The sequence below is a fragment of the Sinomicrobium halophytocola genome, assembly GCF_052983395.1.
In genome coordinates this window covers 46,685-69,269 of the sequence record NZ_JBRKIT010000013.1, presented here as the reverse complement: position 1 = coordinate 69,269, position 22,585 = coordinate 46,685, and the positions used below count along the sequence as shown (strand labels likewise).

Sequence of the window (22,585 nt, the reverse complement as noted above, 5' to 3'; positions counted from 1 at the left end):
AAAGGCATTTTTAATGAGTCTGGCAGCGCCAGATGAGTGAAAAATAACGAAGAGTGGTGGTAAACAGACCAAAAAGCCACTTTGAGTCGTGCTAACAGGCCCTGGTTACAAAGTCCGCAGCCTCCATATAAAACAGACACCCCTATAAGAAAGTCTCTTCATTCCTAAAGCAGATATCTCCATAACGAAAGTAAGCATCCCCCGGCGCAACGTAAGCCCCTGTGCTCTTCCGTTCCGCCCACCTGCCCCGGGATATGTACAACAAAAGGTATTATACGTAAAGAAAAACACATACAACAAGTTATGAACAGACCTTCCCGGGTTTCAGCAGCGTAGTCTCCGTTTTCCCTTTACAACTCTAAAACTGAGATTTTCAGCGGATAATCATCTGCAAAAAACGTATTCCCGGTCTTTATATTTTAATTCTGATAAATAGAAATCGTACCACTGTCTTCGTGGGTAACGATCAGCAGGTCCTTCTCGGACGGGCTGTCTTCTGCCGGGATGGCCAGGACGCCTTCGGGCGCCATATCTCCGGACCTTTCCAGTATCTGGATGAATTCGGGTGAAACGGGATTGCTGATATCATAGACCATGACCTGGCTATTTCGTTCCAGTCCTACAAAAAGGATGGTGCGATCCCCTATCTTCAGGTTTTCCACGGCTTCGGGCTCGGCCCCTTTGTCATCGCTCCTTCCGTCCACTTCACCTTCGTCAGCATTAAAACTTCCCGGGGTCAGTTCCAGGGTCCTGGCAGCGATCTCGTTACCACTGTCGTACACCAATTCTCCACCTGTTGACCAAACGGAGAAGGAACGGGCCCCGTAAGCGTAAAGCGCTTCAAAATCACCGTCGTCATCCGTGTCTCCCAAAGTAGTGGTTATCTTCAGGCGACCCAGGTTTTCATCCTGCTGTAATGTTTCCGCATCGGGGAACACTGTTTCGTCGAGCGTAATGTCCTTGATCCGCGCTTCTTCAGAAAAGGCATCATAATCGCGCGCATCACCTTCGTTTGCTGTTATCAGGTAACCTGTGCCGTCCAGGTTGACATATACAACCGCATCCGGATGATAAATACCGTATACCGGCCAGTTTTTCAGTTCGGTCACATCGTCCCTGTTACTGGCATCAAGCTCGTTCCCGGGTACGGAATGATCTTTGAACCCTAACGGGTATATGGCATCTATATGTTTGGTCTCCAGGTCTACCCGGGCCATAGCGTTATTTTCCTGTAAGGTAATCCAGGCCGTTTGCGAATCATCGGATATGGCTACATATTCCGGCTCCACATCCATTGACAGCGTTGCATTGGGGCCGAATACCCGGAACCCCTGCGACTTCAAGGCATCTTCCTGGCTATTGAACGCATCAAAATCAAGAGTGGTCACCGTACCGGTTTCCGTATCTATAATACTTATCGTTCCTTTGGGGTCGTTCAGGTAGTCAGCACTGGGTTCACCCTCATTGGCAGTGACAATATATTTACCGTCCGGAGAAAAAATGACCATATCGGGCAATGCACCTACCGTAAAGGCATCTTCCTGTTCCTGGGTATCGGTATTGTAAACCAGGACATTGCCATTTTGTTGTTTGTCCGGGGCCTCTACGGCTACAGCAAGTTGTTCCCCGTATACGGAAACACTGTTGGGCGTACCCACACCTATCGATATGGAAGTTCCCTTGACCGGAGAAGAAGGATCGGATATATCGTATACCATGACCTCATCGCCGTCCGGGTTCACCGTAAACATTTTATTCGTAAGCGGGTCAAATGCGGTTATCTCCGTGGTCCCCCCGGCATTAATCGTAGCCAGGTGTTGAAAATTTACATCTGCCGGGACTTCTCCCGGGTCGCCACCATGGTTATCATCACCGTTACAGGATATTAAAAACACGGCAGGTAAAAGGAGAAAGGGTAAGTTCTTTAGTCTCATCTGTTATCTTATTGATTTGTTCGACAGGCGCTATGCCTTTAAATAAGGCTATGAACTCATCTTGAGTTCTATGACTATCAGCCGGACTACGTCAGGGGCTGTGTTAATTTTCCCAAAGAAAGTGCCGGGCGGTTAAACAGAGGTTATTTAAAAAAGAAATTAATGTTAACATCCGGCACCTCTTACGGTCCAATATTAGATTTATACGACTCAGCCCCTAAAATGACCTCCCATGAGAATGTGCATGGCCTCCGCCATTAGGGGGCATACATTTGTCAGCAAACAGGGAGCATATGAACCGATCGGCTATTTCCACACTCTTTTGTACACTGGTTTTCTTCAATATAGCAAACCCGCAGGAACAGGGTTGGAAAATGGCCAGGAACGAAAAGGGCATTATCATCAGTTACCGGTGGGTGCCGGCCCCGGAAGGAAGAAAAGCACGGGAGATGAAAGCGGTATTTACCGTAGATTCTAATGTGAACTCCGTGATCTCTCAATTCAGGGATGGCCGTAAGTTCCGGCAATGGTCGGTAACTGCCAGCAACTGCGATATACAGCTAAAAAACGATAAATTATGGGAAGCCCATATTGAGTTACGCTTCCCCTGGCCTTTACGGTCCAGGGACCTGGTGACAAGAAATGAACTGATCACCTCCGGAAATACCATCATCCTTAAAATGAACAGCATTCCAAAAGCAAGACCGGAACTGCCCGGTACAAAGCGGATAGAATCCTATCTCGCTACCTGGCAATTTTCCGGAATTTCCGGAGGAAAGACGATGATAATCCACCGGGTCATCACTTACGACCCTCCGGAATTCCCGAGGATACTCGCGGATCCTGTTATACAGGATAAATTCATAGAATCCGTAGAGCGATTGCGACTACAAATTTGAAAAGTATTTTTTTATGCCGGGAGTTTTGACTATATTAAAAACTAAGATTTTTGCACTGGAAGGCAGTCCAAAGCAAATTGCCGGGGGATTTGCTCTGGGTTCCTTTATAGGCATGATGCCCATTCCCGGTCTGCAACTTTTTGTATCCCTGGGCTTAGCGTCCTGTATCGGTGTAAATAAGAAAGCCGCCTGTCTTGCTGTTTTCAATACCAACCTCTTCACCGGGGCTTTCATATTTGCATTTAACTACTGGCTGGGCAAGACCCTTCTGGGATTATCTTCCGATTTTGTCTTTCCGGATAAGATCGGTTTGGACTTCATATACATAATGATGACTTCCGGGAAAAATGTTTTTCCTTCCCTGTTAACAGGCGGATGCATTACAGGTATGTTTTCTGCATGGATAAGCCATCGCTTGGTCTTGCTCTGGTTCCGAAAAAAAACACATAGCTAATGTACGATCAAAATACATTCACAGTAATTACAGGGGCCAGTCAGGGATTGGGAAAAGCCTTGGCAGGGGTGTGTGCCCGACAGGGCCGGAACCTCATCCTCATCTCCCTTCCGGGTGAACATATACACCATACGGCCAAAGAACTCATGCAACAATATGCCGTGGAAGTCATTTGCCATGAAACCGACCTGATCAAAGAAGAAAATATATCGAAAACGGTTGCCCGCATTAAAAAATACAATATAAATATACTTATCAACAATGCGGGAATAGGCGGAACAAAGAAGTTTATGGATGCCGATCTTGCTTATATTGACCATATATTATTGCTGAACATGCGTTCACTGGTGATCCTGACACACCAGTTACTTCCCGTTCTCAAAAAACAGCAACAATCTTACATACTCAATATTTCCAGCCTGGCAGCCTTTTCGCCTATGCCCTATAAGACCGTATATCCCGCCACAAAAGCTTTCGTCTATTCTTTTTCCCGGGGACTTCATGCGGAATTGAAACGAAGCAACATCCACGTAGCCGTCGCTCATCCGGGAGGAATGGCTACCAACAGGGATACGACCAAACGAATAAGCTCTCATGGAAAATTTATACGCTTTTCAATACTTTCGACCGAAACGACAGCTGCCATTTGCATGGCAAGGCTGCTTCAGAAGGAGAGTATCATTATCCCGGGAAAAATGAACAGGTTTAGCTCAATCTTACAAAAATTTATGCCGGTGGATCTCCAGTTACGGATTTTCAGTACTAAATTACAACGCGAATTACAACAATAGCATAATGACAAACACCGTTTTGGTAACAGGCGCCAATGGTTTCCTGGGAAATCATATCGTAAGGATACTTCTGCAACGAAAATTCCGGGTCATTGCCCTGGTCCGCCCCGGCAGCGATATCCGTAGTCTGAATGGACTGGATTGTACTGTACGAAGAGGGGAACTGCACAATCCCGAGGACATCGGTCCGCTGGTCATGGAGTCGGATTATGTCATCCATTGCGCTTCCATGACCTCGCCGAACAGCACAAACCTCGATCTTTATAAAAAAGTCAATCTCGCTTCTACAGAATTACTGGTAAAAGCTTGTGAAAAACATAATATCCGGCGTTTTGTCCTGGTGAGTACGGCAAATTGTTTTACCAATGGCACTATCGAAAAGCCTGGAAACGAAAATTCCGGGTTTATGCCCTGGCTCCGGCATTCCGGTTACGCTTACAGTAAATACCTGGCCCAGGAGCACGTACTTCAAAAAAACAGGGAGGAAAATTTCCCGGGTATCGTCGTTGCCCCCACCTTCCTGGTAGGCCCGTATGACATTAAACCCTCCAGTGGTGCATTACTGCTATATGCCCTGAAGAACAAAATACTGTTTTGCCCGAAGGGCGGCAAAAGCTTTGTTGATGTCCGTGCCGTTGCCATTGCCACCGCAAATGCCCTTACCATGGGCAGAACAGGAGAATGCTACCTGCTTTCCGGGGCGAACCTGAGCTATAAGGAATATTTCATAAAAATACAGGAACTAACCCTCCGTCGAAAACAAATGATCCTAATACCAAAGCAACTCGAAAATATCTTTGGTGTAGCTTGTCGTATTTTTCCCCATCAAAAAATACGACTGCTGAAAACACATATGCGGATGTTGTCCCTCGACAATTATTTCAATAATACCAAGGCCAGAGAAGAACTACATATGCCCGATACCGACATAGATGAAGCCATAAAAAATTCCGTAAACTGGTTTACTGAAGAAGGTTATTTAAAAAAATAAGCCCTACTTTAGGATTAGCAAAGAACTCATTTAAACTTTTTAGATTGAAGCGAAAAACAGAGATTTTTAGTCCAGATGCAGGCTTTTTTGATCCCAATGATTATCGGGAGCATAGCCGTAGCTATGTGGTGAGAAAAAGACGAAATATGGGCTAAAAAGATCATTTTGCAGCCAATTGGAAAAAGTTTAAACGAGTTCATAATACATCTCTGTGAAAAGTAAGACCATACATATATTTTTTGCACGTCTGCTCCTTATTTACGGGCTACATCTTATTATAAAATGGGGAGATGAGACTTTCCATCATTTCTTTGATTTTACCCGTAGGGGGATTTATTTCTCCGTTTTTGTCATAAGCCTTTGGATGCTGTGCCTGTATCTGTTAGATTATATAAAAAATAAGTGGTTCACTCCCCGGAAAAAACCTTTTCCCTACCTGTTTTTCTGTATAGTATACGGTTATGTTTTTGCACTCATAACAAATGTGGTTTACAGGTATACCGATATTCACCATTTCGGAACGGATTGGGGCGATATCGGATATTTTAACCCCGTGCTCATTTTCGGCATCCTTATTCTTTTTATTTCTGCCCTGAGCTTTTACGAGTATTTTCAGACGGAACTGGCCGTAAAGGAAAACCAGTTGCTGACGGAAAAGTTAAAAAAAGAAAATGCCATTACACATTACAAACTGTTAAAGGCACAGATAGAACCACATTTTTTGTTCAACAGCCTCAGCGTGTTGTCTTCACTGGTACATAAGGATGCCGATCTCGCATCTGATTTCATTCTGAAATTATCGCGGATGTTGCGTTTTTCCATAGACAGGAATGACCGGATGTATGTTTTTATCGATGAAGAGATCAATTTTATGAAGGACTATTTCTTTCTTATTCAAACCCGCTTCGGAAACTCCGTAAGCCTGAAAGATGATCTTCGGCTAACAGGCAGACAGGATATTATCTTACCTCCCGGCACTTTACAGACCCTTATGGAAAATGCGATTAAGCACAATGGTTACAGCCCGGAAAAACCTTTGGAGGTCCGGATTTATAACGATGAGAAGTCCATATACATAAGTAATAATACAATCCCGAAAGAACATTCGTATGAGTCCACCGGGATAGGGCTTACGAATTTATCCAAAAGGTTTCATTTGTTATGCCGGCAGGATATCGGTTTCGGTATGGTAGAAGAAAATTTCATAGTTCGTTTGCCAATCATATTCAAAAACACAGACCATGCGCATATTGATTATTGAAGACGAAACACTTACGGCCGACCGGCTCCGGGACCTCCTGCTTCAATATGATGGGACCATAGAAATTGCGGCTATTCTCGGGTCGAACAAGACTGCGGTAAATTGGTATCGCAACAATAATATGCCCGACCTGGTATTCCAGGATATAGAACTTACCGATGGTAACTGTTTTCAGATATTCGACCAGGTAGAGGTAACGGCGCCCGTAATTTTCACTACGGCATACAGTAACTACGCTTTGAAGTCCTTTGCCCTGAACAGTATAGACTATATTGTCAAACCCTACGGTAAAGAAGATATTGCCGGGGCGCTTCAAAAGCTGGACCGGATGAAAAATATATTCCGTCCACCCGAAAAGGAAATACTCCGGGATGTTCTTGGCGCCCATATGTCCAGAAACCGGTTATTGGTAAAACTGGGCGACTTTTACAAAGCCGTCCGTACGGAAGAGGTTGCCTATTTTAAATCGGAAGACGGACTTACCTCGGCGCATACTTTTTCGGGAGAAAGACATTTTGTTGACCCCCCGGTAAACAAACTGGCCGAAGAGCTGGACCCGTTAGCATTCTTCCAGATAAACCGAAAGTTCATCCTGAATATATCGGCCATAGCCTCTATCCGGCAGTGGTTCGGAAATCGTCTGAAAATAGATCTCAAAGTACCGGGAGAAGAAGATATTATTGTAAGCAGGGACCGTGTCCGGTATTTTAAAGCCTGGCTGGACCAGTAAGGCAAAGTCTATTCCGGGTTGCAAACCTTACAATCATCCTGGTGTTCTCCTACCAGGTGTCCGTGTTCGTTCAATTTGTAATCACAGCAATCCATATACCCGTATTGCAATAATTTTCGTCCTCTTTGTATACGCGATTTGGCCCCGGAGACAGAGATTTTCAATATTCCGGCAACTTCTGCCTGCTTTTTTCCCTGTATTTCACTAAGCAGTAACGCTTCCCTGTACTTTTCAGGTAATTTGTCAATAAGAGGCAAAAGACAATCCTTTTCCGTCATTTCTTCCCCCTCTTCGGGTTCTACAGATATTCCGTCCTCCGGAAATAATACCTCCGCCCTGTTTTTTCTGTAGTGATCGGTTACCGCATTGCGAGCGATCGTATATATCCACGATTTGAGTTTTCCTTCATCCTCCAGGTCATCCAGGTGCAAGTGTACCCTGGCAAATACTTCCTGTAACAGATCTTTTGCTGTTTCGGGGTTATCAATCCTGTTACGGATATACCCTTTGATTTCTCCGGAAAAGCGTTCCCATATCGTTGCTGTCTCCATAATCCCCAATATACGAAAAATTAAAAAAAGTTCATGTCATAAATTACCGGGAGCTACTTATGGTTATCACCACAAAAAGACTCCCGGAAGTTTCTGTTTTTTACATCCCGCTTCCTAGCACTCGCAATGAGCACAGGTACAGTTTTCGCAGGTGCATCCCGCACAATTTCCTTCTTTGCAGGATGTACACTGGCATTTACAATCATGTGTTGTTTCCATAGTATATAATTTTCGATTACATTTATTAAGACGGAAGATTCTGTGAAAAGACGCATTTTTTTACTCTTTTTTCAGTTGTGGTTCACCCCGGAAAAAAATATTTAAAAAAATCCGGGAAAGGATAAAATATTTCTCCGGCTATTCCGACTATATAAGTATAACGCATCTTCATTGCATGGACCAACAGGAAAAAAATATTGTCATACAACGGGTAACAATCTCCGAGGAAGGCAAGTTGATCCACTTTCTGAAACAATGGATACCGAACAGGGAAGATGCCAGAGATATAGTACAGGATGTTTTTTACAACCTGGTGCTTGGTTTTGAAGAGATCCGGGACCTCGACAAGATTTCTTCATGGCTCTACAGTACGGCCAGGTTTAAGGCCATCGACTTTTTACGTAAAAAGAGACCTACGCCGGAATCGGAACTGGCAAGACCTTCGGACATGGACGAAAACGAGACAGGTATTTTTGAGTGGCTCCAGGAACATATCCCGCCCCACCAGGAAACGGAAATGTGGCAGGAAGAAGTATACCGGATAGTGGAATACACCCTGGGAACCCTTCCTAAAGAGCAGCGGGATGCCTTTGCACTCCATGAACTAGAAGGTATTCCCATTGCCGAGATCGCCCGGAAACAGAAAGTTTCGGTAAATACCGTGTTGTCCAGAAAGCGATATGCCGTGGTGCGGCTTAAAAAAGAACTGCAACTCTTGTATAACGAGTTAAATGATTGACCCATGAAACCGGCATGTTCTAAATAATGATATGACACACAGGAGAATAATTATTTTAAACATCAAAGGTTATGTATGACCGATAAAAACAATAAAAAATAAACAGATGAAAGTATTAAAGATCATAGGACTCGTAGTCGTAAAACTGGCTTGCATTGCTCTTTATGTATTTGTGGTAATGCAATTATGGAACTGGTTAATGCCATATGTATTTGGTATTACCGCACTTACCTTCTGGCAAACCCTGGGCGTTTTACTGTTGTGTAAACTGTTATTCCTGGGAAGCGGCTGGAACTACAGAAGAAGATACGGCCCTCCCGGCTATGCCAAACGCCAATGGAAATCCGGATTCCAACAAAAATGGAAAGAAAAACTGTGCAACCGTCAAGAAAACGACAATGAACAATAGAACCGTCACTCTGGAAGTGCTGGTATTTGCCACCAGCATAAACTCCACCAATGAAGCCAATGCCATACTGGAAGCGCTATTGCTTCACAAAGGTGTAAAACAGGCCAATTTCGACCTGGAAGATGTGGATAATATTCTCCGTATCGTCTCCTGCGGGATCACGGAGGAAGAAGTAGAAAGTATCCTTATGTATCGGAATACACAATGCAAAGCACTGATGTAGCCTGCAAAAACAAAGATTCCGGAAATTCCCTGAAATAAAGAGATCACAGCTAAGGGAACGTCCGGAATCCGGTATTGGAAAATATAGCTATTGCTGCCTATTTGTCTTCTTTTCTTATCATATGTCTTTCCCTGGCCAGAAGGGTGTTTTTCAGGAGCATTGCTATGGTCATAGGTCCCACACCTCCGGGCACCGGGGTAATATAACTGACTTTTTTACTTACGTTCTCAAAATCCACATCCCCGACAATACGATATCCCCTGGCTGCGGATTCATCCGGGACCCGGGTTATCCCCACGTCGATAATAACGGCATCGTCTTTTACCATTTCTGCTTTCAGATAGTTAGGTCGCCCCAGGGCAGTAATAATAATATCGGCCTGTGAGGTGATCTGGGTTATATTCCTGGTATGGCTGTGTGTAAGGGTCACCGTGGAATTTCCGGGAAATCCTTTTCTTCCCATAAGGATGCTCATTGGCCTTCCCACGATATGGCTCCGTCCTATTACCACAGTGTGCTTTCCTTTGGTCTCTACATTATAACGCTCCAGAAGTTCGAGTATACCAAAAGGTGTAGCAGGGATAAAAGTAGTCATATCCAACGCCATTTTACCGAAGTTCACCGGGTGAAAACCATCTACATCCTTATCCGGGTCCACGGCCATCAGCACCTTTTGGGTATCTATCTGCTTGGGCAGCGGTAACTGTACGATAAAACCATCTATGCCATCATCTTCATTGAGGTCTTTGATCTTTTTCAGTAATTCCACTTCACTGATGGTACTGGGCAATTTCACGAGAGTCGACTCAAACCCTATCCTTTCACAAGCTTTTACTTTACTTCCCACATAAGTAAGACTGGCTCCGTCATTTCCTACCAGTACGGCTGCAAGATGCGGTACCTTCTCTCCTTTTTTCTTCATCTCCGCTACTTCCGCAGCTATTTCATCCTTAATTTGATTGGAAATTTTCTTCCCGTCGAGTAATTCCATTTTATCGTTTGTGGTTTGTAGTTTATTGGTTTTGGAACTGAGGAGTATCCTCCCCTGCCTTTGGCATCTCCCCTTTGGGGAGCCTATAATCTTTTTAACTTATTATCCAATTATCTCATTAACGCATTCCCTTCATTCCGCTCATCATCTGCATCATTTTACGGCCACTGCCTCCCTGCATCATCTTCATCATCTTGCTCATCTGGTTAAACTGTTTCAGCAACTGGTTAATCTCCTGTACGGATGTACCGGAACCTTTGGCTATCCTTTTTTTACGGGATGCGTTCAGCATGGACGGCACAGAGCGTTCCTCCGGGGTCATGGAATGGATAATGGCTTCTATATGCTTAAACGCGTCATCGTCTATATCCACATCTTTGAGGGCTTTACCTGCACCGGGAATCATCCCCATGAGATCTTTCATGCTCCCCATCTTTTTGATCTGCTGTATCTGCGAAAGGAAATCATCAAAACCAAACTGGTTCTTGGCTATCTTTTTCTGCAGTTTTCGCGCTTCTTCTTCATCGTATTGTTCCTGGGCTCGTTCCACAAGCGACACTACATCTCCCATTCCCAGGATACGGTCGGCCATACGTGAAGGGTGAAATACATCGATAGCATCCATTTTTTCTCCCGTACCTATAAACTTGATAGGTTTGTTCACTACGGATTTAATGGAAATCGCCGCTCCACCACGGGTATCCCCATCAAGTTTGGTAAGGATCACCCCGTCAAAATCCAGCCTGTCATTAAATGCCTTGGCCGTATTTACCGCGTCCTGCCCGGTCATGGCATCTACCACAAACAGGGTTTCTTCGGGAGTAATAGCTTTGTGAATGTTGGATATTTCGATCATCATCTCCTCATCCACTGCAAGACGACCGGCCGTATCGACGATAACCACATTGTGCCCGTTGGCTTTGGCATGTTGTATACCCGCCTTGGCAATGGCCACCGGGTCGTTATTATCCCGGTCGGAATAAACTTCAATACCTATTTGTTCTCCAACCACATGCAACTGGTCTATCGCCGCGGGGCGATACACGTCACAGGCTACAAGAAGAGGTTTCTTTGTCTTTTTATTTTTAAGGTAATTGGCCAGTTTTCCGGAGAAAGTGGTTTTACCGGACCCCTGTAATCCCGACATAAGGATCACGGAAGGGTTTCCGGAAAGATCAATCCCTTCGGCATCCCCGCCCATAAGTTCGGTAAGTTCGTCTTTGACGAGCTTTACCATAAGTTGTCCGGGCTGTAATGTAGTCAATACATTCTGGCCAAGAGCCTTTTCCTTGATACTATTGGTAAAATCCTTGGCTATCTTGAAGTTAACGTCGGCATCGAGAAGCGCTCTTCTCACTTCCTTCAGGGTCTCCGCTACATTGATCTCCGTAATCTGCCCGTGCCCTTTGAGGACGTGAAGGGCTTTATCCAGCTTTTCACTTAAATTGTCAAACATAATTACCTGCTTCTTTTTTTACAAGATTACCACTTCGTTTTGCGGCAGGTGCAAATTTAAGAATTTGTACCGAAGACAACCAGGCTGAAGCCCTAATTTTAAACATTTTCCATTTACAGCACCACAAAACCGGAAAAGCTCAGTCTCTTTAACAAAAACTTTTCTTTTTTATAATCTGTCTATACGGTCCGAATGCTTCCAAAATGGTAACTTAACCTTCTTATAAACCACAAATCAAAAACTTATGAAAAAATCTGACCTGCTTTTGCTAACCGGAAAAATCCCGGTTTTATTAGTCTTATGCACTTTGTTTGCCTGTAGTAATCCCGAAACGGAAGATTTTACCCTACCCGGTGAAGAAGCCATGACCTACGCCTCCGGGAGTTCCGGCCTTGCCAAACGATGGGCGCCTGTACACTACATGGATGTCGATGCCACGGGGACGTATTCCGAAGGTGGTAAATCCGATTACCTTACCGCAATAGATTACGATGGCGACTGGAACGCGGAAAACAACTGGGAAAACCTGGCTGCCCACGGCGATGCCCTGTACGCTCACTGCTATTATTCTGTGGTAGAAACCACTACACATTGGTTTATCATCTACGCATTTTTTCACCCGAGGGACTGGACGGACATTTTTTTCCTTTACGAGCTCGACCAGCACGAAAATGATCTGGAAGGCGTAATGATGATCGTAAAAAAAGACGGGTCCGCTTATGGATCTTTACAAGGGGCCGTTACTGTTAGCCATTCCGATTTCTATTCATATACTACGGCAGATAGTCCTTTATATAGCGGACCGGAAAGTGTGGACGGTGTATTACAAACGGTGGAATACCAGGGAGAACAGCACCCGGTAACCGCCCAGGAAGCCAAAGGTCACGGTCTGAAGGCATGGCCCCAGTATGACATAAACGGTGACGGTATCATCTACTATCCTTCCATGACAGACAATGCCGAGGCACCTGCGGATAATTATGACACTCATGTGGAATATAAACTTGTAGACATCTTCGAAACCGGAGGATTATGGGACCAGCGGGCAAATACCGAACTGTTTTTCAACGCAGGAGGCGGCTTCAAGGGAAATAATTTTGGTAACGGGGGAGCAAATGCCCCCTGGGCGTGGAATGATGGGAATGACGGCCTGGTACAATCGGGCGAAATGGCCACGGACCCGGCCAAGCTTACGGACAATTATTTCTACGGTCTGGGCGATTTTTCGCATGTATATCTCAACAATTCTTATGACAGCGCTTCCGGAGGGGTTGCTACATTCTATGAACATTGCAATTATGAAGGTTATGCCGTGTCTCTCCGTCCGGGAGATTATACACTTACCGATTTGCAGTCCCGCGGTATTTCCAATGATGATATTTCTTCTTTAAAACTGGAAAACGGATACGGGGTGATCCTGTATTGGGACAACAACCTGAACGGTAGTTCCCTGACAAAAACGGTATCTGACGAATGCCTGGGAGACGACGGGTTTAATGATGAAGTAAGCTCTGTCCGAATATCAGCATTATAGAGGGAGCAGGCAGAAAAGTTGGGGAGTTATGGTAAACATTTCCGGAGAGAGATCAACTCCAAAACTATTATAAAAAGAGAAAGAGGCCTTATGGCCTCTTTTCTGGCTGCCAGGCACCCCTACCTGACAGCTCAATCCAAACAACCTAAATTTAACAGTTGATAATTTTATTGGTAAAAAATAATAGACAGATTGTTAAACCAAAACATCAACTGTATACTGTATATTTTTAAGTTTATTACTTTAAATCCGGTAACCGTTTTTTATCTTCCTCTCCAAATCCGGCATCATTTTCTCTATACATACATCCGGCTACCTGTTATTTATCCTCCATTGGAGTCACATATACTTTTGCCTTCCTTCACTGCGGAGATCAGTTCGCTGTTCGTATTTATCTCCACCCCTTCTTCCCCTGTAGCATATTCTACTACCAAAGGGTAATTTATACTGGTATGCAGATTACCGATCTGGTCAATGAACTTATAAAAATCTTCATCACCATCTATGGTGACGCTACCATTGGATTGGTTATTCGCATTATATGTCAGCATTTCCAGTGGATATTGAAAATTTACACAAGTAATGCGATCTTCCGGAGTATCGGCACACATTTCTTTCAGTACAGCAAACTCTTCATTAGAATTCACTGTTATCTCCGAATATTCCTTTGATATTATCGTCACAGGAAATTGCAATGTCACAGGTATTTGCAATTCTTCCACTATCCGTTCCACAATGCTCAGGTCTCCTTCATTGTTTATCATCCGTACGGCTCCGTTGAGGGTCACTGCTACCGGAAGCTTTATTGTTCCGCAGCTATACCCGTCCATAAAATCATCCGATCTTCCGTTGTTGGCGGTAGCTCTCTGAATCCACATAACCATTTCCGAACCGTCGGTAATAACCAAATCCGGATCTTCCCCTATCATTTCACTCACTTCGCTCTGGCAGGAAAAAAATAAAAAGAACGTTATCCACAAAACCCGAAGGCTCCCCGAAAAACTTCTCTCTATTTTCCCGGCGCATTTCGTCATTAAAACAGTTATAATTCCAAATACCCTACCCCTCATTTTATTTTTTTTATTTTTTTTCATGAAAATAGCCTGAAAGAACACTTACAGGATACAGATTTAACATTCGTTATTACCCTATGTGACTGCAATGTACACAGACAGTTTACAGTATACAAGTCCCAAAAGGGGAATAAAATAAATATTACTTTTTCCAAACACCAACACTTTTCTTCGGTTTAACGTACCGCGGGCTTTCCTTCTATTTTCAAAATAAATATCTTTGTTGCTAGACAGATGTTAGATCTATGCTACGACAAGACAGCCCGGTATGCTCGGAAAAGACATATACTTCTCTATACAATGCCTATGCGGAAACGCTGAACAACTTTGTTTATTACAAATGCGGGGACAGCAAGGAAGCGGAGGACATTGTACAGGAATCCTTTATCAGACTCTGGAAAAACTGTAACAAGGTGCCTTTTGAAAAGGCCAGGTCTTTTTTATTTACGGTAGCCAATAATTTATTTCTGAATATAGTGGCCCACAAAAAGGTAATACTCCATTATGCCAAAGAAAAAACCGGTGATGTAGACCGGGAAAGTCCGCAGTTTGTCCTGGAAGAGAAAGAATATATGATTAAACTGCAAACGGCCATTGCCAACCTCAGTGAAGCGCAACGAACGGCTTTCCTCCTGAACCGAATAGATGGTATGAAATATGCGGAAATAGCAAAGACTCTCGGCATATCGGTAAAGGCTGTGGAAAAAAGGATACACAAGGCCCTGATAAGTCTCAGAAGTGAAATAGAAGGATTTTAGACGGAATATCCTGATGACGAAAAAAGAGAAACAGGAAAGCACTCGCATCTCTTTTCCGATGATAATAACAAACCTGAAAGGTAGGGTTTTTACCCTTCAAACTGTTAAATGACTAAATACCAGAAATGAAGAACGATATCCTGTTAGCAAAATGGCTGAGTGGTGAGATTTCTGAAGAAGAGCTCGAAATCCTGAAAAAATCCGGGGATTTGCATGCTTACGAGAAAATCGCCACATATGCCGGCAGGTTAAAGGCCCCGCCCTTTGACAAGGAAGCCGTTTTGCAAAAAATACAGCAGGCCAGTCAGCATTCTTCTTCCGGGATCCGGCGAATTTATCCCTGGAAACGTTTTGCGCAGATAGCCGCCGTAATCAGCATTGCTCTGGTCTCTTATATTTTCCTTCGCAAAGAAAACACCGTCATCTCCACTGCCAACGCAGAAAAGACAAACCTTGTACTTCCGGATGAATCCCGGGTGATATTGAACGCCGGGTCCGTGTTGACGTACAACCGCAAAAAATGGGATGAAAAAAGAGAAGTACAACTGGAAGGAGAAGGCTTTTTCAAAGTGGTCAACGGCAGTTCTTTCGACGTTAAAACCTCTGCCGGAACGGTCTCTGTCCTGGGTACGGAATTCAATGTGAAGAACCGGGAAAACTATTTTGAAGTAAGTTGTTATAAGGGGTCCGTAATGGTTATCCATCGGAAAGACATCATAAAGCTCATACCCGGCGAGACCTTTAAGGCACTGGAAGGGGAAAAAGCAAAAACAGAAAATACCATAGAAATCGAACCCTCATGGCTACGTGACGAAAGCTCTTTTAAAAGCGTCCCTTACACCTTGGTTTTGAAGGAATTCGAAAGACAATATAACGTTCATATTAATGTTCGGGCAGAAACAAACCTCGATTTTACCGGAAGTTTTAGCAATAAGGACATAGAAACCGCTTTAAAAAGTATTACCTTGCCATTCCGTCTAAAGTATAAGTTTACGGATGGCAAAAAGGACGAGATCACCATATACACCGATAAAGATTAGATTGGTCGGGGCCTTGTTACCCCTCTTTTTCCTTTGTTTTTCTCCAGGCCTTTTTGCTCAGGAAAAGCAATCGCTTACCCGTATTTTACCTGCGCTGGAAAACCATTTTCATATAAAATTTTCCTATGCCGACGAAGATATCGCCCCATACCGGGTCCCCCCCCCAGACCTGGAGAAACAACTTCCGGAGATCCTGACAGAAATAGAGGCCAACACTTCACTGGCTTTCAAAAAACTGGATAGCCGGTACTATGCCATTACCCAAAGAACAACAGAACTCTGTATTACATTAAAAGACGCCCTGAGCGGCGATCCGGTTGTAGGCGCCACTGTGGAGATTACCGGGAATAACCGGTTTGCCGTGACCGACACCCTGGGGAATTTTCGCTTTTCGGACATTTCCGGCAATAAGGAGCTCCTCATCCGGTCCATGGGATACAAGACTACGAACATCTATGCAGCCGAATGGGCAGACACTCCCTGCAAGACCCTGCTGCTCCAGCCCGAATACCAGGAACTGGAAGAAGTAGTGGTAAAACAGTACCTTACGACAGGGCTTCAAAAGAAAATGGACGGAAGCGTAGGGATCAGCACCGAAAGTTTCGGAATTCTTCCCGGGCTGGCAGAACCGGACATTCTCCACACCATACAGGCCCTTCCGGGTGTAAAAAGCGTCAATGAAACCGTATCCAATATCAACATCCGGGGTGGTTCCCACGATCAGAACCTCATCCTCTGGGACGGTATAAAAATGTACCAGTCCGGCCACTTCTTCGGATTGATCTCCGCCTTCAATCCTTATCTCACCCGGAACGTATCGGTAATTAAGAACGGGGCAAGCGCCCTGTATGGCGACGGGGTAAGTGGCACCATAGATATGCATTCCGCCAATGAGATCAATGATGTCTTTTCCGGGGGCGGCGGGTTTAATCTCATCGGGGCAGATGCTTTTGCACGTATACCACTGGACAAAAAGCTGGCCGTACATATCTCCGCCAGGCGTTCCGTTACCGATTTTGTTTCTACCCCCACGTATAATTCCTATTTTGAGCGGGTTTTCCAGGACTCCAAAATAACCGATATAGATAACCAGGAAGTTTCCGAAGATATTCAGCGAAATGAAAATTTCTTCTTTTATGACGCCAGCCTGAAAGTCCTGTACGATCCGCACGAAAAACACAAAATACGGGCAAATGCCATTATATTCAAGAACAGTCTTCTGTATGATGAAAGTACAATTTCTACATCCGAATCCAAACAGAGCACGCTGGACCAGCAAAACCTCGCTTTCGGTGCCAGCGTGGAAAGCGAATGGTCTGCCAGGTTTACGTCTTCCGTAAATGCCTATTACACCAAATACAATCTCGACGCCGCAAATTATACCCTTTTTACGGACCAACGCCTCATATTGAACAACGAGGTACTGGAAAGCGGTATAAGGCTCCAAACCAATTACAAGATAACGAACACCATAAACCTGCTGAACGGGTACCAGTTTTACGAAGTAGGTATTACCAATACGGACGATATAAACACCCCGAGGTTTCGTGTAAAAGAAAAGGATGTGATTAAAAACCATGCCTTTTTCTCGGAAGTCAGCTACCAGTCGCCACAGAAAAAGACGTACATAAGGGCTGGTCTCCGGGTAAACCACATCGGAAAATTTGAAAAATACATTTACGAACCGCGATTAAACATACATCAAAAACTCAACCGCCGGCTCGCCCTGGAACTACAAGGGGAAATGAGGAGCCAGGTCACGAATCAGGTCATCGACCTGCAACGGGATTTTCTCGGAGTAGAAAAAAGACGGTGGATATTATCCAATAATGACGACCTGCCGGTAACCAGGAGCAAACAGACCTCTATCGGGATCAATTATAACAGAAGCAGTTTCTATACCGGCCTGGAAGTTTTTTACAAAACGGTGGACGGTATCACCACATCCGGTCAGGAATTTCAGAACGAAGGGCAATACCTGAGAACAGCGGGGAGTTATACGACCAAGGGCCTGGAATTCCTCATCAACAAAAAAACAGGGAGGTACAGTACCTGGTTGAGCTATACCTATTCCATGAACGACTACGAGTTTGAAGCGCTCGATCCGGCTTCTTTTCCGAATAACCTCGATATCCGCCATTCCGTTTCCTTCGCCGGAACCTACATCATAAATAATCTGAAACTCGCCCTCGGGCTTAACTGGCACTCCGGCCGGCCTTTTACCATGCCGCAGGAAGGCAATGAAGTCATAGAAAGGCAAACAGGAAATACCATTAACTACAACAGTTCCAACAGCGACAGACTTCCCCAGTTCCTGCGTGCTGACCTGTCCTCTACCTACAATTTTTCCATAAGCGAAAAAGTAAATGCTACCGTAGGTATAGCCATATTAAACGTATTCAACAAAAAGAACACCCTCGATATCTATTACCGGCTCGAAGACGACCGGAGTACGGATATACAACGGGTGGAAAACCTTTCACTCGGCATAACCCCCAACATGACCTTCCGTGTTTTCTTTTAAGGAATTACCCGAATACAAAACCCCGGTAACGCACAATTACCGGGGTTTCTGCAACTAAAAATAAAAAACTTAAAAACTAACTAACTTCAAAATAATTGAACACGATCATTCAAAACTTTTACTACCGTCCGGTTGATATATATAGTTAAAGGTATAATATCTCAATTCACTCTCCAGATCCGGGTCGGCCGGGGCATCTTTGTAATAACTCAGAATCTCCACTTTGGCGTATTTACCATCGTGAGTTCTCACGACCAATATCTTCCCTGCGATCGGAGAGATAACGTGATTAGGTGCGCCACTGTAACTATACCATCCATTGCCGCTCCCCGTAGGCAAAGCATACCCTTCTACACTGTCTTGCACAAATTCCGTATCGTCCGGGGCTTCGGTTATCTCATTAAAAGTGCCTGTCTCCACGGCTATAGCCGCATCGCCTGTACGTCCGGGTTCATCTTCATCACCAAAGCCAGTACCGCCATTCACAATAATGGTAGTTGCCCTGAAGGCTATATCCCAGTCATCTCCTTCAACTGTTGTCCCGGCGGAGAAGCTGAATTTAACAAACGGTCCTGCCTCCTGCCCCTGTTCTCCTTCTGAAGGGGCATACAAATTTTCTACGGTCTCTACCTCCAACGGTTCCGGTTCTTCGTTGGGGCTGTCGTCATCACTGCTGCAGGACGTTAGAAACGCCACAGAAAACAAAGCGATTAAAAAATTCTTGTGTGTAAACTTCATAGTCATCCGTGTTTAAAATTAAAATTGAAACTGTACCCTCCCGTAAACGATCCGCCCGGGAAGATTGCTAATATTTGTATCTGTACGATCCAGAATATTGTCTACACCAAGTTGCACTTTTACGTTTTTGTAAATATCCTTTGTAAAAGAAGCGTGCAGTTGTACATAGCCATCCACAAAATCGTCGTATTTGTCCAATATCTGATTATCATTACTGTCTAACAATCCGAATTTACTCCGGTAAACAGCCCTTAGATTTGCCGAAGCCTTCCAATGGGGTATGTTATAAAACAACTTGACATTAGCCGTATGCCTGGAACGGTTATACAGGCCGAAGTAATCGGCTTTTTTTAGCCGAAAAGTGTTATTTTCGGCATCTCGCGCAAAATAGCCTTCATTATCAAATTGTCTCTCCACATCTTTATCTTTGGCAAATAGTAGTTGGTATCCCGTAATAAGTTTCAGATTTTCAGTAAGCTGATAAGTGGCATTTATTTCTGCACCATAGGTATACACCTCTCCCACATTATAGTAACTAAAAACATTTTGTCCGTTTTTCAATTGTGCCACCGCCCTGGTATCTATAAGGTTTTCAATGGAATTATAAAAAAGATTGACTTCAGTTTTCAGTTGGTCATACCTGGCGGTAACTCCAAGGTTATAGCCAACGGAATTTTCGGTTTTCAGGTCTTTGTTATAAATCTCCGGATCCATGGCATAATTGCGCAGCCGTCCCTGTTTGTCCAGTTCCTGTAAACGGTCATAGACAACGTTATATCCCAATACAATATATCCTACCGCAGAATTCTCAAAATCGAAGTACAACTGGCGAAGGTCGGGCACTTTAAATCCCACTCCGGCGGAACCCTTGATACTAATCGCTTCGGAAATATCATATTTGGCGGAAAGCTTCGGGCTAAAAGCCGACTCGTATATGTTGTGTGCATCATACCTTACTCCTGCTATGACATTCAACCGTTCTATCGGCCGGAAGTCGTATTGCGCATAGGCATATATGGCATTAAAATCTACATTATCGCTAAAATAGGTGCGGTTTAGCGTATTAAAGTTTGCCCCGGCACCTACGGTCAGTATACCTTTGTTCCCCGCAGTATAATACATCCTCACCTCTGGCCTTATTATACTTTCATTATAATAACTACGTTCAAACAGGCTGTTTGTCGTGGTGTAAAGCTTTTGTTCGGTTTTGAACCTGGTGGTATAAAACTCGTATTCCATCTTCCAGCGCTCATCCGGGGTTTGTGTTACTGTAGCATGCAGGTTCCATTCATCAGTTGTCCCTTTTCCCGATAACAGTTCTTCCGAAACTTCGCTTTTTGCTTCTATCTGTTGATTAAAAAAGCGAGAAGACACATTTATATTCCACTTCTCTGACGGCCGGTACCGAAACTGCAATCCCGAGGTTATATTTTGAAAAGGCTCTACGGTATTGTATATATCCCCGGGAGTGAGATCATAACCGTTACTTTTATAAAGATTGGTATAGGCCGAAAATCCGTATTTAGACTTTCCATAAGACACAGAGGAAGAAACATCGTGTGTGTCAAAGGTTCCATAACGATAGCTAAATTCCCCTTTTATGGTATTGGACACAGGTTTTTCAGTAATGATATTGATCACTCCTCCCATGGCTTCCGACCCAAAGAGACTGGACGACGGCCCTTTTACGATCTCTATTTGTTTTATGTTGGCCACTGTAATACGATTAAGGTCCAAAGTACCCGCGCTCCTGCCTATCAATGGCACACCGTCTATTAATATCAATGTATAGGCCGCATCCAATCCCTGGATCTGAATGCCTTCTACACCCCCAAAATCAGGAACGGTTATAAGCCCGGTCTGTTCTTCCAGTATATCGGATAACCGCAACGACCCTGAATTTTGTATCTGCTCCCTGGATATTAACTGTGCGGGAAGGGGAACGGATGATAATTGCCTCAGATTTCTCGTAGCACTGACAACCACCTCCTCTAATTCTTGTGTCGTTAGCGTATCCTTTTCCTTGTGTTGCGCAAAAATTGTGGCGGTCATCATAAAAGTTACCATTAAAACTTTTCTATTTAGAACCATTCTCAATAACTTTGAAGCAAATATATAATTTATTTTTATTTAATCTAAATTAAATTACTAAATTTGTCCACGGATCACCGGATGATTTCCGGGACAACAAGTCGTAATATTTTAAACTAAACCACTAATTATGATGAAAAACTCCGTTTTGCTTCAGGCTCTATTAGCATTCGGGTTCAGTACCCTGGGTTATGCACAGACTGCAAGGGAAAAGGATGCCCAGTCTATCAAAGACATGTGCGGGTGCTATGAAATAACCTTTAATTTCGCCGAGACTTTTGCCCCGGACAAGGACTACGAATTTCACGATCGTTATAAAGCAGGGGCCCTGGAATGGGTAACCCCGGTAGAAGAAGACAACAACAAGATTGTTCTGCAACATCTTCTCATTGTAAACGATACCATGATCATCAAACACTGGCGACAAGACTGGCTTTATGAAAATACCGACCTGTATACCTTCTATAAAGACAACCAGTGGAACTACACAAAACTCGACCCTGATGACGTAAAAGGACAATGGACACAGAAAGTATACCAGGTGGATGACAGTCCCCGGTACGAAGGTTCGGCAACCTGGGTACATGTAGATGGTAAGGATTACTGGGAAAACACCACGGACGCTCCCCTGCCCCGAAGGGAACACACCAAAAGAAACGATTATAATGTTACCAGCCGAACCAATCGCCAGGAAATCACCGGTTACGGCTGGTTACACGAGCAGGATAATGATAAGGTGATAAGAGATGATAAGGGTGAAGATACGGTCCTCGCACAGGAAAAAGGCATGAACTACTACAGGAAAGTAGATGATTCCAAATGTGACCCCGCCAAAAAATGGTGGAAAGAAAACCAGGATTACTGGGCTAAAGTCCGTGCGGAATGGGATGAGATCTTCGCAAGGAAAACCACTTTAAAACTGCTCCCCAAAGCAAACGACAAAAGATTATACGAAGTATTGTTTGATATGGATACCAATGCTTCCGCCCAAGATATTAAAGATGCAATAGTGCCCTTTATTGCTCCCGATAATTATCGGGATTAGTTTTCATCTATGGTTAACTATGAACCGTCTTGTCCCAAGCAAGGCGGTTTTTTTGTTTGGGAGTTATGGAGGGGCTATATAACTCCGGAACTCCAAAACTAAAAAACTCATTCCTCTTCACCCCCGACTTCCAA

21 protein-coding genes are annotated in these 22,585 nt (G+C 44.1%); 14 read left to right on the top strand and 7 right to left on the bottom strand.

Annotated elements, in window-relative coordinates:
* Positions 1 to 419: 419 nt before the first annotated feature.
* Positions 420 to 1,934 (bottom strand): choice-of-anchor I family protein, encoded by a 1,515-nt coding sequence (locus ACVBDY_RS05415; protein ID WP_447174451.1) that lies wholly within the window; start codon positions 1,932 to 1,934, stop codon positions 420 to 422.
* A 293-nt stretch (positions 1,935 to 2,227) separates the two neighbouring features.
* On the opposite strand from ACVBDY_RS05415, the gene ACVBDY_RS05410 reads away from it, so the two are divergent.
* The 6 genes from ACVBDY_RS05410 to ACVBDY_RS05385 all read left to right on the top strand — a co-directional run bounded on the left by ACVBDY_RS05410 (position 2,228) and on the right by ACVBDY_RS05385 (position 7,060).
* A complete protein-coding gene (locus tag ACVBDY_RS05410; protein WP_447174450.1) occupies positions 2,228 to 2,833 on the top strand; it encodes an SRPBCC family protein in 606 nt (201 codons plus the stop codon).
* A gap of 25 nt (positions 2,834 to 2,858) precedes the next feature.
* Positions 2,859 to 3,287 carry a DUF2062 domain-containing protein gene (locus ACVBDY_RS05405; RefSeq protein WP_447174449.1) on the top strand — a complete coding sequence of 143 codons (429 nt, stop codon included), beginning with the start codon at positions 2,859 to 2,861 and terminating at the stop codon, positions 3,285 to 3,287.
* Positions 3,287 to 4,078 (top strand): SDR family NAD(P)-dependent oxidoreductase, encoded by a 792-nt coding sequence (locus tag ACVBDY_RS05400; RefSeq protein ID WP_447174448.1) that lies wholly within the window; start codon positions 3,287 to 3,289, stop codon positions 4,076 to 4,078. The genes ACVBDY_RS05405 and ACVBDY_RS05400 overlap by 1 nt, the downstream gene beginning before the upstream one ends.
* A 4-nt stretch (positions 4,079 to 4,082) precedes the next feature.
* On the top strand, positions 4,083 to 5,069 hold the full coding sequence (locus tag ACVBDY_RS05395) for an NAD-dependent epimerase/dehydratase family protein (RefSeq protein ID WP_447174447.1): 987 nt from the start codon (positions 4,083 to 4,085) through the stop codon (positions 5,067 to 5,069).
* A 211-nt stretch (positions 5,070 to 5,280) separates the two neighbouring features.
* Positions 5,281 to 6,330, top strand: coding sequence for a sensor histidine kinase (locus ACVBDY_RS05390; RefSeq protein ID WP_447174446.1), 1,050 nt, complete (start codon positions 5,281 to 5,283; stop codon positions 6,328 to 6,330).
* Positions 6,311 to 7,060, top strand: a complete 750-nt coding sequence (locus ACVBDY_RS05385; protein ID WP_447174445.1) for a LytR/AlgR family response regulator transcription factor — start codon at positions 6,311 to 6,313, stop codon at positions 7,058 to 7,060. Before ACVBDY_RS05390 ends, ACVBDY_RS05385 begins: the two co-directional genes overlap by 20 nt.
* Positions 7,061 to 7,068: 8 nt before the next feature.
* On the opposite strand, the gene sigZ is transcribed toward ACVBDY_RS05385, so the two are convergent.
* Positions 7,069 to 7,611 (bottom strand): RNA polymerase sigma factor SigZ, encoded by a 543-nt coding sequence (gene sigZ / locus ACVBDY_RS05380; protein WP_447174444.1) that lies wholly within the window; start codon positions 7,609 to 7,611, stop codon positions 7,069 to 7,071.
* Positions 7,612 to 8,005: 394 nt separating this feature from the next.
* Here sigZ and ACVBDY_RS05375 point away from each other — a divergent pair, with 394 nt between their 5' ends.
* From ACVBDY_RS05375 to ACVBDY_RS05365, 3 genes are all read left to right on the top strand, one after another.
* Positions 8,006 to 8,569, top strand: a complete 564-nt coding sequence (locus ACVBDY_RS05375; RefSeq protein WP_447174443.1) for an RNA polymerase sigma factor — start codon at positions 8,006 to 8,008, stop codon at positions 8,567 to 8,569.
* Between the two features lie 106 nt (positions 8,570 to 8,675).
* Positions 8,676 to 8,978 carry a hypothetical protein gene (locus ACVBDY_RS05370; RefSeq protein WP_447174442.1) on the top strand — a complete coding sequence of 101 codons (303 nt, stop codon included), beginning with the start codon at positions 8,676 to 8,678 and terminating at the stop codon, positions 8,976 to 8,978.
* The gene (locus tag ACVBDY_RS05365; RefSeq protein WP_447174441.1) at positions 8,968 to 9,201 is read left to right on the top strand and encodes a hypothetical protein; all 234 of its coding nucleotides are present in this window, start codon (positions 8,968 to 8,970) and stop codon (positions 9,199 to 9,201) included. Before ACVBDY_RS05370 ends, ACVBDY_RS05365 begins: the two co-directional genes overlap by 11 nt.
* A 97-nt stretch (positions 9,202 to 9,298) precedes the next feature.
* On the opposite strand, the gene ACVBDY_RS05360 is transcribed toward ACVBDY_RS05365, so the two are convergent.
* Positions 9,299 to 10,192 (bottom strand): bifunctional 5,10-methylenetetrahydrofolate dehydrogenase/5,10-methenyltetrahydrofolate cyclohydrolase, encoded by an 894-nt coding sequence (locus ACVBDY_RS05360; protein WP_447174440.1) that lies wholly within the window; start codon positions 10,190 to 10,192, stop codon positions 9,299 to 9,301.
* A gap of 118 nt (positions 10,193 to 10,310) precedes the next feature.
* Positions 10,311 to 11,648, bottom strand: coding sequence for a signal recognition particle protein (gene ffh / locus ACVBDY_RS05355; RefSeq protein WP_447174439.1), 1,338 nt, complete (start codon positions 11,646 to 11,648; stop codon positions 10,311 to 10,313).
* A gap of 244 nt (positions 11,649 to 11,892) precedes the next feature.
* Here ffh and ACVBDY_RS05350 point away from each other — a divergent pair, with 244 nt between their 5' ends.
* Positions 11,893 to 13,182, top strand: coding sequence for a beta/gamma crystallin family protein (locus ACVBDY_RS05350; protein WP_447174438.1), 1,290 nt, complete (start codon positions 11,893 to 11,895; stop codon positions 13,180 to 13,182).
* A 323-nt stretch (positions 13,183 to 13,505) separates the two neighbouring features.
* On the opposite strand, the gene ACVBDY_RS05345 is transcribed toward ACVBDY_RS05350, so the two are convergent.
* A complete protein-coding gene (locus ACVBDY_RS05345; RefSeq protein ID WP_447174437.1) occupies positions 13,506 to 14,216 on the bottom strand; it encodes a hypothetical protein in 711 nt (236 codons plus the stop codon).
* Between the two features lie 284 nt (positions 14,217 to 14,500).
* Here ACVBDY_RS05345 and ACVBDY_RS05340 point away from each other — a divergent pair, with 284 nt between their 5' ends.
* The 3 genes from ACVBDY_RS05340 (at position 14,501) to ACVBDY_RS05330 (ending at position 18,577) form a co-directional block, all read left to right on the top strand.
* A complete protein-coding gene (locus ACVBDY_RS05340) occupies positions 14,501 to 15,013 on the top strand; it encodes an RNA polymerase sigma factor (protein WP_447174436.1) in 513 nt (170 codons plus the stop codon).
* 125 nt (positions 15,014 to 15,138) lie between these two features.
* Positions 15,139 to 16,053 (top strand): FecR family protein, encoded by a 915-nt coding sequence (locus ACVBDY_RS05335; protein ID WP_447174435.1) that lies wholly within the window; start codon positions 15,139 to 15,141, stop codon positions 16,051 to 16,053.
* Positions 16,010 to 18,577, top strand: a complete 2,568-nt coding sequence (locus tag ACVBDY_RS05330; protein ID WP_447174434.1) for a TonB-dependent receptor — start codon at positions 16,010 to 16,012, stop codon at positions 18,575 to 18,577. The genes ACVBDY_RS05335 and ACVBDY_RS05330 overlap by 44 nt, the downstream gene beginning before the upstream one ends.
* Before the next feature lie 105 nt (positions 18,578 to 18,682).
* On the opposite strand, the gene ACVBDY_RS05325 is transcribed toward ACVBDY_RS05330, so the two are convergent.
* Complete coding sequence (locus ACVBDY_RS05325; protein WP_447174433.1) at positions 18,683 to 19,315, bottom strand: HmuY family protein; 633 nt, start codon at positions 19,313 to 19,315, stop codon at positions 18,683 to 18,685.
* An 18-nt stretch (positions 19,316 to 19,333) separates the two neighbouring features.
* Positions 19,334 to 21,370, bottom strand: a complete 2,037-nt coding sequence (locus ACVBDY_RS05320; protein WP_447174432.1) for a TonB-dependent receptor plug domain-containing protein — start codon at positions 21,368 to 21,370, stop codon at positions 19,334 to 19,336.
* A 169-nt stretch (positions 21,371 to 21,539) separates the two neighbouring features.
* Between ACVBDY_RS05320 and ACVBDY_RS05315 the strand changes: the two genes are divergently transcribed.
* Positions 21,540 to 22,451 carry a DUF6607 family protein gene (locus tag ACVBDY_RS05315; RefSeq protein WP_447174465.1) on the top strand — a complete coding sequence of 304 codons (912 nt, stop codon included), beginning with the start codon at positions 21,540 to 21,542 and terminating at the stop codon, positions 22,449 to 22,451.
* Positions 22,452 to 22,585: the final 134 nt, after the last annotated feature.

Coding starts and splice junctions, on each gene's coding strand:
- ACVBDY_RS05415 (WP_447174451.1), bottom strand. CDS start 1,934: ATGAGACTAAAGAACTTACCCTTTCTCCTTTTACCTGCCGTGTTTTTA.
- ACVBDY_RS05410 (WP_447174450.1), top strand. CDS start 2,228: ATGAACCGATCGGCTATTTCCACACTCTTTTGTACACTGGTTTTCTTC.
- ACVBDY_RS05400 (WP_447174448.1), top strand. CDS start 3,287: ATGTACGATCAAAATACATTCACAGTAATTACAGGGGCCAGTCAGGGA.
- ACVBDY_RS05395 (WP_447174447.1), top strand. CDS start 4,083: ATGACAAACACCGTTTTGGTAACAGGCGCCAATGGTTTCCTGGGAAAT.
- ACVBDY_RS05385 (WP_447174445.1), top strand. CDS start 6,311: ATGCGCATATTGATTATTGAAGACGAAACACTTACGGCCGACCGGCTC.
- sigZ (WP_447174444.1), bottom strand. CDS start 7,611: ATGGAGACAGCAACGATATGGGAACGCTTTTCCGGAGAAATCAAAGGG.
- ACVBDY_RS05375 (WP_447174443.1), top strand. CDS start 8,006: ATGGACCAACAGGAAAAAAATATTGTCATACAACGGGTAACAATCTCC.
- ACVBDY_RS05370 (WP_447174442.1), top strand. CDS start 8,676: ATGAAAGTATTAAAGATCATAGGACTCGTAGTCGTAAAACTGGCTTGC.
- ACVBDY_RS05365 (WP_447174441.1), top strand. CDS start 8,968: ATGAACAATAGAACCGTCACTCTGGAAGTGCTGGTATTTGCCACCAGC.
- ACVBDY_RS05360 (WP_447174440.1), bottom strand. CDS start 10,192: ATGGAATTACTCGACGGGAAGAAAATTTCCAATCAAATTAAGGATGAA.
- ffh (WP_447174439.1), bottom strand. CDS start 11,648: ATGTTTGACAATTTAAGTGAAAAGCTGGATAAAGCCCTTCACGTCCTC.
- ACVBDY_RS05350 (WP_447174438.1), top strand. CDS start 11,893: ATGAAAAAATCTGACCTGCTTTTGCTAACCGGAAAAATCCCGGTTTTA.
- ACVBDY_RS05345 (WP_447174437.1), bottom strand. CDS start 14,216: ATGACGAAATGCGCCGGGAAAATAGAGAGAAGTTTTTCGGGGAGCCTT.
- ACVBDY_RS05340 (WP_447174436.1), top strand. CDS start 14,501: ATGCTACGACAAGACAGCCCGGTATGCTCGGAAAAGACATATACTTCT.
- ACVBDY_RS05335 (WP_447174435.1), top strand. CDS start 15,139: ATGAAGAACGATATCCTGTTAGCAAAATGGCTGAGTGGTGAGATTTCT.
- ACVBDY_RS05330 (WP_447174434.1), top strand. CDS start 16,010: ATGGCAAAAAGGACGAGATCACCATATACACCGATAAAGATTAGATTG.
- ACVBDY_RS05325 (WP_447174433.1), bottom strand. CDS start 19,315: ATGAAGTTTACACACAAGAATTTTTTAATCGCTTTGTTTTCTGTGGCG.
- ACVBDY_RS05320 (WP_447174432.1), bottom strand. CDS start 21,370: ATGATGACCGCCACAATTTTTGCGCAACACAAGGAAAAGGATACGCTA.
- ACVBDY_RS05315 (WP_447174465.1), top strand. CDS start 21,540: ATGAAAAACTCCGTTTTGCTTCAGGCTCTATTAGCATTCGGGTTCAGT.